Raw genomic sequence first — 13,379 nt, 5'->3', positions numbered from 1 at the left:
TGGTGCGTTTTGCACCGCAAAACAGACACACAGCACAATCTTTGGTATTTCCGTAATGGTACGCGGCATCCTCAGAAGAAAGAGTAATAACGGTATGATTTTTCGGAATAAAACCGATTTCTTTCCATGGCCTGCTCGCGCTACCGTTGGATCTGGAACAGCTGTTTAAGAGGTGCTGGCAATGCAGGACATTCGCTTCTCAATCGTTATTCCGGCGTATAACGCGTCGAAATCGATTATCACCACGCTCGACTGCGTTAAAGCGCAAAGCTATCGTAATTTTGAAGTCATCATTGTGGATGACAAATCAGCTGATGCGGCCGAGCTGGCGCAGGTGGTGCAGGGTGAGCGCTATCAGGAGCTGACAATCAAGCTGGAGCTCTCTGAGGTCAAACTCAACGGCGCCGGCGCCCGTAACAAAGGTATTGAACTGGCTGAAGGCGACTTTATCAGCTTCCTCGATGCGGATGATGAGTGGCACCCGAATAAACTTGCAGAGGTACGCGACACTATTGCGCGTCTGGAAGCGCAGGGGCGGTCACGCTACGTCATTTTCAGCCAGGTCAATATCCACCAGGATGGCCACTTTCTGAAAGTGATGCCGATGCAGGCGCCGGGCAAAAATGAGACCGTCGCTGAATATCTGTTTGGCTGTTACGGCTTTATCCAGACCAGTACCATCGTGCTGAAGCGCGAGGATGCGCTGAAAATCCAGTTCGATACGCGCTACATCCGCCATCAGGATTACGATTTCTGTATCCGCGCCGATCGCATGGGCTATGAGTTTGTGATGATTGCCAAACCGCTGGCGACCTATCACCTGGTGACCAAATTTGGCTCTAAGCATAAAGGGGAGTCGGTGAAATACTCCTACTTCTGGCTGGATAGCATGAAGCCGCATCTGACCACGCGAGACGTCCATACCTATAAGGCATTTAAACTGCCGCTGCGCTACAAGATGGACGGTAAGTCGCTGCAGGCGAGCCTGAGCTTTGCCCGCTACTTTTTCCTGACCAACCGCGACAACCGCGCCTACTTTATGAATCGCCTGAAAGATAAGGTGAAATCGCGGTTTGGCGGCAGAAAAGCGGTCTCCTGACACACATTCACTTGCTCCCTGCGCGGGAGCAATTTTTTTGGTTCCTGACACTCCGGGCAATAAAAATGACAAATCATGTTGGCACCATCGGTATTGTGATGCCGATGTATAACGCACGTAAAACGGTACTGCGCGCGGTCGAGTCGATTGTTAAACAGACCTACAGCGACTGGCATCTCTATCTGGTTAACGACACCTCCACGGATGACTCTCTGGCCCTGGTGCGTGAGCACTGCCAGGATCCGCGCATTACTATCCTCAGCAATGAGGTTAATCAGGGCGCTGCAGAAACGCGCAACGTCGGACTGCGTGCTGCCAGCGAAGAGATCATCGCGTTTCTCGACAGCGATGATGAGTGGCACGCTGAGAAGCTGGCTGAGCAGGCCGCCGCCATTGCCGCCGGCGATGACTTCGTTATCACCCACTATCACTATAAAACGCAGAGCGCCGAACACGATATCACCTGGGGCAAGCCATATCTGCAGCAGGATAATTTCGTGAAGAAGCAGTATCGCGTCTGCTTTTCATCCGTCTGCTTCCGTCGTCCGCCCCAGGGGATCTTCTTCCAGCGTAAAGGGCATGAAGACTTTCTTTTCCTGTATGAGCTCTTCTCCCGCTACAAACAGGCGCGGGTGATCCGCAAAACGCTGGTGAACTATTACGAGCTGGGAGATTCGCTGTCGCGCAACAAAAACAAGGCGGCGAAATGGCATCTGGAATTATTAAGAATTATCTACAAAAACAACCCATTAAAAGTTTATTACTATTACACCTGGTATATGGTGAATGGCGTCCTTTTCGCCCTGAAGCATCGCTGAAATCCGCATGTTTGCGTGCAGTCATGCAGCCAGTAGGGGTTTTACGTTCACTATTTTTGAGGTGGAAAGCGTTAAATGAAAAAAGTCGTTTTGGTGATCAAAGATGCCTACTCCTATGCGGGCACCGAGAACATCTGTAACTTCATGTCAGAGTGCCTCGGTGAAGAGCACGCCGTCACTGTTTACTCCCTTGAGGGCCATGGCGAAACCTTTTACCCCTTTACGCATGTAAAAGAGATCGTCAGTTTTGAAGGCCACAGCAACCCGATTAAAAGCGCCGTAGCACGTATCCATCAGGAAGGTTTCGACAGCGTTTTTCTCATCAGTATGGGCCGTCTGAGCGTTATGTTTGCGTTCTGGAACCTGATGATGCTGAAGAAAAAAACCTTCAAGGCCTACGCCTGCGAGCATATCGCTATCAACTCCTTCAGTAAGCCGATCAAACTCATGAAGTGGCTGCTGCTGCGCTACTACGATCGCGTGATTGTTCTGACGGATAAAGATCAGCAGGTCTTCAGCCGCTGGCATATCCGCAGCCAGCAGATCCCCAATCCGGTGGTGTACAAAGGCTTTGAACGGCGTCAGCGCAGCCGCCAGGCGCTGGCGGTCGGGCGGCTTGATCACCAGAAAGGGTTCGATCTGCTGCTGGATATCTGGGCAGATTTCAGCAAAAAGCATCCGGAGTGGACGCTGGCGATTGCCGGCGATGGCGAGCTGCGCCAGCAGCTGCATGAGCAGGCGGCCGCACTCGGCATTACCAACAGCGTGAACTTTGTCGGTAAGGTCAGCAACATCAATGACTACTACCGCGACAGCGATATGGCGCTGATGACGTCGCGCTATGAAGGGCTGCCGCTGGTGCTGCTGGAGGCGAAATCCTGGTCCCTGCCTGTGGTGGCCTATGACTGCCCGACCGGCCCGCAGGAGATCATCAACCACGGCGCAGATGGTTTCCTGGTGCCGATGAACGATAAAGCCGCTTTTCTGGCGCGGATGGAGCAGCTGGCCAGCGATGACGCCCTGTTCTTTGCCATGAGCGATAAGACAAAAGAGACCGCACTCAAGTTTGACGGTAATCAGATCAAACAGAGCTGGCTGGCGCTGGTATAAGCGTCACGCCTTTTTATGCCTGCCGGGACACACTGACTTTGACCACGGGATTATCAGCATGAAAAGAAGAGAAGTGTTGCAGGCAGCCGCCTCCTCCATTGTCACCGCGCTTTCCGTAAGCGCGTTTTCCAGCTATGCGGCGAAAAGCGGCCAGCCCGCGCTGAAGCCGGTCGATCCGGCCAGCGTGCCGCAGGGCGATGTGCCCATCCTTACGCCGGAAAATGTCTATACCATGCCGCCGCAGTTCTGGCAGAACTTTGAAGGCAGGCTGTGGATCGGTAAAGCGGGCAGCGACGCCAGCCAGAAAGGCAATCAGATACCGGTGTATCTGCGCGACGCCAGCGGTAAAGTGGCGCAAATCAGCCAGCCGATCGCGCTGAACAAAGGTAATTTTGCGCAGTTTATCCATGATAATGCTGCGCTGATCGCCAATCCGGCGCACTCCATGGCGGTGGAAGACAGCGAAGGAAACACGCTCTTCTCCATCACCGATGTCTCACGCCCCGGCCAGAATAATTTCAGCCAGCGTCTGGCCCAGCCAAACGGCTATCAGCTGATTGGCGAGATACCCTCCGTTGAGGAGCTGCGTAAAACCCGCCCGCTGTTTGCCGGCGCCAAGATCAAGCTCAAGAGCTGGCATGAAGGGCTGGAAGTGGGTGGCGGTGAATTTGTCGGGACGTACGGCGACGCGCGCGATGATGATGGCGTCATCTTCAGCGGCAGCGGTTTTTACTGGCGGCGCGTGGTGGAAGATTTTAACCGCCTGACGCTGTTTGAATTCGGCGCTATCGCCGACGGCAAAACGGATGCGGCGCCGGCTATCAAGGCGATGTATCAGTGGTCACTTGATAACAGTCAGCCAATCTGCGTGCAGTTTCCGGCCGGTAAGTTCTTTGTCACCGGCTGTGACTTCGGCGAGGAGGAGCAGCGCTTTTTCCGTATCTCCGGCGCGATGGTTAACTTTGGCTATTTTCCGGCGACCACGCTGGTCTCTGATGGCCGCTCCGACTTTGTGTTTAAAGTCAAAGCGCGCTGGACTGAGATCTCCAACCTCAACTTCAACGGCCAGAATGACAAGCGGCCCAACCGGCAGGGACTGTTCAGCAATACCTGTCCGGGCGGCCAGTTCTTTCGCGGCGCCTGCCTGCGCTTCAACCGCGTGGGAGGCACCTCAATCAGCCTGCTCGATACGCTCGACTGCAAAATTGACCAGTGGTATGCCGATACCTGTACCGGTGATGTTATCAAAGCGGGCTGGTCAGGTCAGAAAGCGGGCGCCTGGGATCACAGCACGGCGATAGAGCTCTCTAACTTCAACGCCCAGCGCTGTACCGGCGGGATGGTGCTGAACCTGCCGCGCTGCAGTCAGTCGATTATTCATAACGGCTGGATTGAGCACAGCGAGCATCCTGGCGATATCTCTAACGGACAGTGGATTATCGACGCGCTGAGCCTGGAAGATTGCAAAAACCCGCTTAATGCGCGCAACTCACGTCTCAATATGCGCCAGACGAATCTGCAGTCAGGCAGCTGGATCGACAACTCGCTGCAGGGTGAGCGCTGGCTGAGCATCTGGGAGATGGGCTCTACCCGCGTGGAGTCTTATGGCGTCGCCATCGACGGCAGCCTTAAATATAACTACATCACCTCGCGCTTCCGCCTGAGTAATAACACCAATCAGGCGACGTGGTTTGAGCTGGGCAATTTCTACTCGCCGGACGTGGGCGATAGCTGGGAAATTGAGCTGTTTGGCCAGTCACAGTTCAGCCCCGGCACCGATAATGCGCCGATGATGGAGGTGACCGGCGGCAAGCAGACTGGCGGACGGGCGGTGATCCATCTGCAGCGCAAAACGCAGAAAGCGGAGGCGAGCTGGTCAGCCGAAGGCAGCTCCCCGGTGCTGGAGGTGCGGCTGGTGGCACGCTCTGACACCGATACCAAAGTCTGGGTCAGGCTGGCAGGCTGGACGCCGGCCACCGTGGTGCTGATAAAAAGCACCGCCAAAGATCGCTTTATGACCGGACGCTGTGCGCGCGTTGACGCCACGATGGTCAAAGGTACGCCAGGCAACGGCAGCCAGCAGGCGCCGCAGCGCTTTAGTCTGCATAACGGTAAAGCGGGCATCGGTGGCAATGAGCAGGGCGATCTGCTGATGGCGTCACGTGAGCTGAAACCGGAGCAGGTCGATACCCGTCAGCCAAAAGGGTTTGTGTCGGTAGTAATCAACGGCGAGCAGGTTGCGATGCCTTATTTCGCCCTTAAGGGATAAATAAACGCTGCAGGGGGCACATTAATGCGCCCCAATGGGATACACAGGGGTCACATTTATGCGCCCCTGAAATCCCGTAAGAAGCTTTAGGTTAGATAACAGGCAGTTGGCATTACTTTTCGGGCGTTGTCCCATTGCAGTTTTTTTTGCCAGAGTTCACTTTGCTGCTCAGGACAGAAGCGGCGGCTTGTAAGAATTACAAAAAATACATCTGGAGTTTGTATGAGGATTTTATTGGCGGGTAATCATACCTGCGGGAATAGCGGTGATGGCGCAATTTTGCACGGGATGACTGACTTACTGCAGGCAGCGTACGCAGAGCAGGATAGCGATCCGGCCTGCTGTTATCAGCAGCAGAAAACGCCCCGAAGCCTGATGGCTCGCGTAAAGCGTAAGAGCGTGCTGGCTGACGACGGAAATGTAAAACTGAACGTAAATACCGCGGTCGCGCAGGCGCGTGAAACAGGCAACCGCATCACCGAAGAACTTCTGACTGTACTGGAGTAAGTGATGAAGTTAACCTTTTTCACCATGCGTTTTCCGGTTGCCTCTGAGACGTTTGTCCTCAACCAGGTAACTCACTTTATTGATGCCGGCTATGACGTTGAAATCATCTCGGTGTTTCCGGGTGACATGATCAACCGTCACGCCGCGTTCGACGACTATAACCTGGCGGCAAAAACACACTATCTGCTGCCGGAAGAGAAGGTATCGAACCTCGACAAGCTCACGCAGCGTATCGGCCTGATGCTGCCGAAGATTGCCAAACCGGCGCTGATCAAATCGCTCAACGTGGGCCGCTACGGTGCACAGGCGAAGAAGCTGCTGCTGCCGGCGATTGTCGCTAATGCGAAACAGACCTTCACCGCCGATGTCTTTCTGGTGCATTTTGGCTACGCCGGCGCGCTGGCTAACAAGCTGCGCGAACTGGGCGTGCTGAAAGGCAAGCAGGCGACCGTATTCCACGGTGCAGATATCTCACGTCGCCATATTCTGGAAGAGCACAAGCAGGATTACGTCAATCTGTTTAAGCAGAGCGAGCTGATGCTGCCTATCAGTCACCTGTGGGAGAACAAGCTGATTGAGATGGGCTGTCCGCGCGAAAAAGTGCACGTGACGCGCATGGGCATTGAACCGGAGAAATTCAACTTCCGGCCGCGCGAAGCGTTTCATCAGCCGCTGCGCATCGTCTCTGTGGCGCGCCTGACCGAGAAAAAAGGGCTGGACGTTGCCGTCAAAGCCAGTGAAATTCTGCGCGACAAAGGCGGCCAGTTTGAATTCACCATTATCGGCAATGGCGAGCAGGAAGGGATGATGCGCGAACATATCGCCCGTGCCGGCCTGAAAGAGATGGTCAGCATGCCGGGCTTTAAGCCGCAGGAGGAGATCCGCCAGGCGCTCAACGACGCTGACATTTTTCTCCTGCCTTCAAAAACGGCCGCCGACGGTGATATGGAAGGGATCCCCGTAGCGCTGATGGAAGCTATGGCGGTAGGGCTGCCGGTGGTATCCACCTACCACAGCGGCATTCCGGAGCTGATCCAGAACAACGTCAGCGGCTGGCTGGTCTCTGAGAACGATGCTGACGAGCTGGCTGCCACGCTGCTGCGTCTGTCGCGCGGGGACATAGATGTGGCACCGGTAGTCGCTGCCGCGCGTCATAAAGTGGAAACAGAGTTTAACCAGCACATTGCCTACGGGGAACTGGCGAAAATTCTGGAGCAGATGGTGTAAGCAGAATGAACGCCCGGGCAGGCTATCGGCAGGGTCATTTGCGTGACAATCCCGGGCACCTGCGCGCTGGCTCAGAATCTAACCGGCAGGGGCGCTCTTCATGACGCCCCTGTTTATTGTCTGACCACCCTATGCGCGTCGTATCATTCTGAAAAACGGCGGTCTTAATCCCATGCCCGAATGTTATTTACGTCACGCTTTTGACCGCCTTTAGCGCTTGAATTTGCCCGGAAAATTACTGCTGCTCACCGCCTGAAATAACTAATTTTTGATGCTGTGACAGAGAGTTAGTGTCGCCTTTTCAGATAAAGATTATACTTGCCCGAGCGGCCATTCCTGCATAATCGATGCATGTCTACACTTCATAAAATGGAACAAATATGACCAAGCTTAAAGCAGTAATCCCGGTTGCGGGCCTCGGTATGCATATGCTCCCTGCGACTAAAGCCATTCCAAAAGAGATGCTGCCTATCGTCGACAAACCAATGATCCAGTATATCGTTGACGAGTGCGTGGCGGCAGGCATCAAGGAGATTGTGCTGGTCACCCATGCTTCCAAAAATGCGGTGGAAAACCACTTCGATACAACCTACGAGCTGGAAGCCCTGCTGGAAGCGCGCGTTAAGCGTCAGCTGCTGAGCGAAGTGCAGTCTATCTGCCCGCCAGGCGTTACCATCATGAACGTTCGTCAGGCCGATCCGCTGGGTCTGGGTCACTCCGTACTCTGCGCGCGTCCGATGATTGGCGACAACCCGTTTGTAGTTGTGCTGCCAGACGTACTGCTGGATGACTCTACTGCCGATCACCTGCGCTATAACCTGGCCGCAATGGTTGCGCGTTTTGAAGAGACCGGTCGCAGCCAGGTTCTGGCAAAACATATGCCAAATGAAGATCTCTCTGAGTATGGCGTGCTGACCACCGAGCAGCCTATCGACAACCCGGGCGATATCAGCACGATCACCAGCATCGTTGAAAAGCCGGAGCATGCCGCTGAACTGAACTCTGACCTGACGGCAGTGGGTCGCTATGTTCTTTCTGCAGACATCTGGGCTGAGCTTGAGAAAACCGAGCCAGGCGCATGGGACCGTATCCAGCTGACTGACGCCATCGCGTCGCTGATCAAAACCAAACCGGTTGATGCGCAGCTGCTGACCGGTACCAGCTTCGACTGCGGCCGTAAACTCGGCTACATGCAGGCGTTTGTCTCCTATGGCCTGCGCAGCAACACACAGGGCCGCGACTTCCGCGAAGCGATTCATAAGATTCTGGATAAGTAAGCATTCCCATACCGCGCAGCCTGCGCGGTTTCCAAGGAGTAGACATGGCTATTTTGGTAACGGGCGGGGCAGGGTATATCGGATCCCATACGGTACTGGCGCTGCTGGAGCGCGGTGACGACGTGGTAGTTCTGGATAACCTTTGCAATGCATCACGCGAAGCGATTAACCGCGTTGAAAAACTGGCGGGTAAAAAAGCGGTATTCGTTGAAGGCGATATCCGCGACCGCGCCTGCCTGCGCGATCTGTTTGCCAGCCACAGCATCTCTGCTGTGATCCACTTCGCTGCGCTGAAAGCCGTTGGGGAATCCACGCGTAAGCCGCTGGAATATTACGAAAACAACGTAGCCGGCACCGTGGTCCTGCTTGAAGAGATGCGTGACGCGGGCGTCTGGAACTTTATCTTCAGTTCATCAGCCACCGTATATGGTGCTGACGCCCCGGTTCCTTATGTGGAAACCACGCCGATTGGCGGCACCACCAGTCCTTATGGCACCTCCAAGCTGATGACCGAACTCGTGATGCGCGATTTCGCCAAAGCGGAACCCAAATTCAAAGCTATCGCGCTGCGCTACTTTAATCCGGTAGGCGCGCATGAGTCTGGCGAGATTGGCGAAGACCCGACCGGCATTCCGAACAACCTGCTGCCGTACATTGCGCAGGTGGCGATTGGCCGTCTCGACAAGCTCGGCGTATTCGGTAACGACTATGAGACGCCAGATCGCACTGCACAGCGCGACTATATTCATGTTGTCGATCTGGCAGAAGGGCACCTGAAAGCGCTGGATCACCTCAGCAAGGTTGAGGGCTATAAAGCCTACAACCTCGGCGGCGGCGTTGGCTTCTCCGTGCTGGAGATGATTAAAGCGTTTGAAGCGGCTTCCGGTAAAGCGATCCCATTTGAGTTCAAACCGCGCCGCGACGGCGACCTGCCAGCCTTCTGGGCCGATGCAACGCTGGCGAACAATGAACTCGACTGGCGCGTCACGCGCGGCATCGACGCGATGATGCGCGATACGTGGAACTGGCAGTCGAAGAATCCGAATGGTTATAATTAAATCAAACTAATAAATAAACCCTTCAAACGCTGTAACACTCATACAGTAGTTTGAGGGGTTTTTTTATATCGCACAGCTTAATTGTTTAAAATTGAAGCAATGTCTGATTAAATTTGGTTGTTTATTGAAGGCTTAGCAATTATCCTTGCTAGTAATAATTTGCATTATGGATGCTTAACAAATTGAATGATTTGAGCTTTTGGCAGCTAAGCTAAGGGCGGTAGCATTGCATTTTCTTAAAAATCCTTTAAATCATAGGTAAAACACAATTTTTCTTTGGGTTTTAATACCGGTCAACAGGCTTTATTTTCATTTGTCTTAAGGAGATTCGGGTTGAAGAAAGTTATAACATTCGGAACTTTTGATGTTTTTCATGTAGGACATATCAATATTCTGGAAAGAGCCGCTAAGCAAGGGGACTATCTGATTGTAGGAGTTAGTTCTGATGAGTTGAATTTCAGCAAGAAAGGGCGTTACCCTATATACAACGAAAATGACAGATGTAAAATAATCAGCTCTTTAAAGTATGTAGATGAAGTGTTCATAGAAGAATCTTTGGAAAAAAAGAAAGAATATATAATCAATTATGATGCTAATATTTTGGTCATGGGTGATGATTGGGCTGGACGATTTGATTGGGTAAATGATGTATGTGACGTAATCTATCTGCCAAGAACACCTTCAATATCCACCACAGAAATCATTGAAGTTGTGAAGTCGAGTAAAAGATGATAATAAAAAAAGCAATTGTCAAATTTTTGAAAGCTTTATTTTGTGCGATTAATTCGGTCATACCTAAAAAAAGCAATTTAATTCTGTTCAAAAGTAGACCTGATTTTAGTGGCAATGCTAGAGCATTTTATGAGTTTATAATAATAAATCATCCAGAGTTTGACCCTGTCTGGGTAATTGAAAATCAAAGCACACGTCCTGATCTTAAAACGGTCAAGCCAAAATCAGTTAAATGGTTTTTTTGTTTTATACGTTCAAGATATATCGTTACAACACATAATGAAATGATTGGTGTCAAAGGCAATAATCAGGTTTATATTAGCTTATGGCACGGCATGCCACTGAAAAAGATATGCTATCTGGGGGATTACGACTATAAAGGAATGGAAGATTACTCAGCCTACCGAATAGCTTCTTCAGAGATAATGCGCTCGATCATTTCGGCAAGTTTTAGAGAAAAAGCAAACAATGTATATATCACTGGACAACCCAGGAACGATTATCTCTTCGAAGGAGATAAAGCAAATAGCTTATTATCAGGAAGGCAGGAAAATAAAAGAATTATACTTTACATGCCTACCTTTAGAGAGAATCAAGAAGCTGAAAGGTATTCGGACGGTAAAAAAATTGAAAAAGATAATTTTTTCAGAGTAACAGATTTCTCTTTGAATGAGTTAAATTGTTTTTTAAAGGAAAATAATTACCACCTTGTTATTAAGCTACATCCATACGAAGAAAAATCACTGATTGATATAAATCTCGGCGAGAATATAACGCTTATAACAACTGCCACTCTAAGAGAACATGACGTTGATGTTAATCATTTAATGGCAAAGGCGGATATTTTAATAAGCGATTATTCTTCCGCTTATTTTGATTTTATGATATTAAATAGACCGATTTGTTTTTTAATTCCTGATTTAAATGCTTATTCTGAAAGCAGGAGTGGATTTACATTAGAGCCAGTAGAATCCTGGATGCCTGGAGCTAAAATTCATACGCAAAAAGAACTTCTTATAGAACTCGAAGAATTGGCGCAAGGGAATGATAAATTTTCAGGTAAGAGGAATGAAATATCAGAAATGATAAATAAACATAAGGATAATAAAAATAGTGAGCGAGTGTTCAGGCAATTTATTAGATAAAGAAAATGAAATACATCTGTTTTTAGGTGATGTTTCAGCAAAAGGTGGAATAGAACGCGTAACAATATCTCTGGCAAACGCATTGAGCTCATTGTATCGTGTAAAGATAATTTCTTTATATAAAGAAAATTTAGACGTAAGCTTTAATATCAATAGAGAAGTTGAGTTGATAATCCTAAGTGATGGGTTAGTAAAAAGCATGTACAACAGGAAAATGGGCCTGTTGAAAGGTGCATTTTTTGATGTTTACTACATAATAAAAAAATCCCGTAAGTTAAGAAATATAATCAACCCTGAAACAGCTGTGGCAATTAGTTGTGATGTAAAAATGACGGCACTCATTAAAAAGTCAGGGTATGAAAAAATTATAGCAATTGAGCACTTTGAGTATGATGTAATAAATAGTCTTTTAAAGAAAGCAAGAATAAAGCTTTATAAAAAAATAAGTGCTGTTGTATCCCTTACCCTGGAAGATGAAAGTAAATATAAATGGCTTCCGAAAGATAAACATTTCGTCATTAATAATATAGTTGAAGATCCTGTTATTATTTTACCCCCTGATGCCCGACAAAATGTTGTTTTAGCAGTTGGCAGATTAACTCATCAAAAAGGATTTGACTTATTATTGCGTGCCTGGGAAAAAATTGACAGCTCTGATTGGCAATTGTTAATAGTGGGGGATGGGGAAGAGAGAACCAATCTTCTCAATTTCATTAAAGAGAAATCGTTAAAAAACGCAAACATAATACCGTTCGAAAAGAATATTGCAGACTACTATAACAAAGCAAAAGTTTTTGTATTGAGTTCGCGTTATGAAGGACTTGGTATGGTTTTGGTCGAAGCGTTATCATTTGGTCTGGCATGTATTAGTTTTGATTGCCCAGCCGGGCCTAAATCAATTCTTAATAAAAATAATGGAATTTTAGTAAAAGCTAATGATGTCTCAGCTCTTGCTATAGAGTTAGAAAAATTGATTTCTAATCCAGACAAAATCGAACAATTACATAAAATAGCTCCTGAGAGCATTGATGATTTTCGAGCTAATACTGTGCTGAAGCAATGGAAGCATTTGATAGATTGGGTGATAAATGAAGAGATTTGACATTGTTTTTATAACAAATCTACCTGCTTTTTATAAAGTAAATCTTTTCAATGGCTTATCTAAATATCTTAATATAAAGGTTATATTTGTATCTAATAAATCAAGCATTAGAAATAACGATTTCTTTAATTTTGATATGAATTTTGAGCATGTATTTTTATGTGATGGAAATTATGAGTCCAGAAATAAATTTTTATGCTCCTTTAGGCTTGCTAAAGAGCTAGCCAGTATCAAATATGGAAGGTTAATTTACCCAGGCTGGGAAATAAAAGAGTTTTTCTTTAACTCATTATTGACAAGTAAAAATAAAAATGCTGTCGCTATAGAAAGCAGTGTCATAGAGAGTGACTTTACTGGATTAAAAGGTAAAGTAAAATCTCTTTATATAAAAAGAATGTCATCAGCATACCCAGCAGGCTTCTTGCAAAATGAGATCTTGAAGAATGTTAGTTTTAAAGGTGATATACATACAACTCATGGTGTAGGGATTATCAATCATAAATTAAAAGCTAATAAAAATGAAATAGCAGAGAATTGTGAAGCATTAAGATATATATATATTGGAAGGTTATCTCACGAAAAAAACTTAAAATTATTAATTGAGGTTTTCAACCAAACAGGAATCCCTTTAAAAGTTGTTGGCGAAGGTCCGCAATCTAACGAATTAAAACAGCTAGCGGAAAAAAATATAGAATTTACGGGCTATATAAAAAATGAAGCGCTTAGCGATTTACTACTTGAATCTGATGTTTTCATTCTGCCATCGATTGTAGAACCTTGGGGGCTTGTAGTAGAAGAGGCGCTTGCTGCAGGATTACCTGTAATAGTCAGTGATAAGGTTGGTTGCAATAAGGACGTTGTTAAAAGCAATAATGGAATTGTCTTTAACAGTGATAGCGCGGCTGACTTGAAACGTGCAATCAATGATATGAGCAATTTATATCTATATTTCAAAAAAGAATTGCAGAGTATGGATATCAATGAAAATAGCAAGATTCAAATCGACTCCTATACAAAGTCACTAAGTAAATAATT

General features: G+C 48.2%; 12 protein-coding genes. All 12 read left to right on the top strand.

The features are described from left to right. The first annotated feature begins 181 nt into the window (after positions 1–181). The gene (locus B4056_RS16915) at positions 182–1,099 is read left to right on the top strand and encodes a glycosyltransferase family 2 protein (RefSeq protein ID WP_094111749.1); all 918 of its coding nucleotides are present in this window, start codon (positions 182–184) and stop codon (positions 1,097–1,099) included. 65 nt (positions 1,100–1,164) lie between these two features. Next, positions 1,165–1,917 carry a glycosyltransferase family 2 protein gene (locus B4056_RS16910; RefSeq protein ID WP_094111750.1) on the top strand — a complete coding sequence of 251 codons (753 nt, stop codon included), beginning with the start codon at positions 1,165–1,167 and terminating at the stop codon, positions 1,915–1,917. Positions 1,918–1,992: 75 nt separating this feature from the next. After that, on the top strand, positions 1,993–3,027 hold the full coding sequence (locus tag B4056_RS16905; protein ID WP_104085191.1) for a glycosyltransferase: 1,035 nt from the start codon (positions 1,993–1,995) through the stop codon (positions 3,025–3,027). A gap of 58 nt (positions 3,028–3,085) precedes the next feature. After that, positions 3,086–5,296: a phage tailspike protein gene (locus tag B4056_RS16900; RefSeq protein WP_094111752.1), complete on the top strand. Its 2,211-nt coding sequence runs from the start codon at positions 3,086–3,088 to the stop codon at positions 5,294–5,296. 222 nt (positions 5,297–5,518) lie between these two features. After that, positions 5,519–5,803, top strand: a complete 285-nt coding sequence (locus tag B4056_RS16895; RefSeq protein WP_288655438.1) for a hypothetical protein — start codon at positions 5,519–5,521, stop codon at positions 5,801–5,803. Positions 5,804–5,806: 3 nt separating this feature from the next. Next, positions 5,807–7,030 (top strand): glycosyltransferase, encoded by a 1,224-nt coding sequence (locus B4056_RS16890; RefSeq protein WP_039385372.1) that lies wholly within the window; start codon positions 5,807–5,809, stop codon positions 7,028–7,030. 380 nt (positions 7,031–7,410) lie between these two features. Beyond that, a complete protein-coding gene (gene galF / locus B4056_RS16885) occupies positions 7,411–8,307 on the top strand; it encodes a UTP--glucose-1-phosphate uridylyltransferase GalF (protein ID WP_288655435.1) in 897 nt (298 codons plus the stop codon). Positions 8,308–8,351: 44 nt separating this feature from the next. After that, complete coding sequence (galE, locus tag B4056_RS16880; protein WP_288655432.1) at positions 8,352–9,365, top strand: UDP-glucose 4-epimerase GalE; 1,014 nt, start codon at positions 8,352–8,354, stop codon at positions 9,363–9,365. Between the two features lie 333 nt (positions 9,366–9,698). Beyond that, entirely contained in the window at positions 9,699–10,097 is a 399-nt protein-coding gene (locus B4056_RS16875) for an adenylyltransferase/cytidyltransferase family protein (protein WP_104085187.1), read from the top strand. Beyond that, on the top strand, positions 10,094–11,242 hold the full coding sequence (locus tag B4056_RS16870; RefSeq protein WP_113655026.1) for a CDP-glycerol glycerophosphotransferase family protein: 1,149 nt from the start codon (positions 10,094–10,096) through the stop codon (positions 11,240–11,242). The genes B4056_RS16875 and B4056_RS16870 overlap by 4 nt, the downstream gene beginning before the upstream one ends. Then, positions 11,211–12,344, top strand: a complete 1,134-nt coding sequence (locus B4056_RS16865) for a glycosyltransferase family 4 protein (RefSeq protein ID WP_113655027.1) — start codon at positions 11,211–11,213, stop codon at positions 12,342–12,344. Before B4056_RS16870 ends, B4056_RS16865 begins: the two co-directional genes overlap by 32 nt. Then, a complete protein-coding gene (locus B4056_RS16860; RefSeq protein WP_288655430.1) occupies positions 12,331–13,377 on the top strand; it encodes a glycosyltransferase in 1,047 nt (348 codons plus the stop codon). The genes B4056_RS16865 and B4056_RS16860 overlap by 14 nt, the downstream gene beginning before the upstream one ends. Positions 13,378–13,379 lie beyond the last annotated feature (2 nt).

The organism is Pantoea sp. UBA7232, from assembly GCF_002473195.1.
In the GTDB taxonomy this organism is placed as follows: Bacteria; Pseudomonadota; Gammaproteobacteria; order Enterobacterales; family Enterobacteriaceae; genus Pantoea; species Pantoea eucrina.
This window is presented reverse-complemented; position numbering and strand designations above follow the sequence as displayed.

Bases quoted from the DNA above. Each gene is read 5' to 3' on its own strand.
- B4056_RS16900 (WP_094111752.1), top strand. From the start codon at position 3,086: ATGAAAAGAAGAGAAGTGTTGCAGGCAGCCGCCTCCTCCATTGTCACC.
- B4056_RS16870 (WP_113655026.1), top strand. From the start codon at position 10,094: ATGATAATAAAAAAAGCAATTGTCAAATTTTTGAAAGCTTTATTTTGT.
- B4056_RS16915 (WP_094111749.1), top strand. From the start codon at position 182: ATGCAGGACATTCGCTTCTCAATCGTTATTCCGGCGTATAACGCGTCG.
- B4056_RS16890 (WP_039385372.1), top strand. From the start codon at position 5,807: ATGAAGTTAACCTTTTTCACCATGCGTTTTCCGGTTGCCTCTGAGACG.
- B4056_RS16895 (WP_288655438.1), top strand. From the start codon at position 5,519: ATGAGGATTTTATTGGCGGGTAATCATACCTGCGGGAATAGCGGTGAT.
- galF (WP_288655435.1), top strand. From the start codon at position 7,411: ATGACCAAGCTTAAAGCAGTAATCCCGGTTGCGGGCCTCGGTATGCAT.
- B4056_RS16910 (WP_094111750.1), top strand. From the start codon at position 1,165: ATGACAAATCATGTTGGCACCATCGGTATTGTGATGCCGATGTATAAC.
- galE (WP_288655432.1), top strand. From the start codon at position 8,352: ATGGCTATTTTGGTAACGGGCGGGGCAGGGTATATCGGATCCCATACG.
- B4056_RS16905 (WP_104085191.1), top strand. From the start codon at position 1,993: ATGAAAAAAGTCGTTTTGGTGATCAAAGATGCCTACTCCTATGCGGGC.
- B4056_RS16860 (WP_288655430.1), top strand. From the start codon at position 12,331: ATGAAGAGATTTGACATTGTTTTTATAACAAATCTACCTGCTTTTTAT.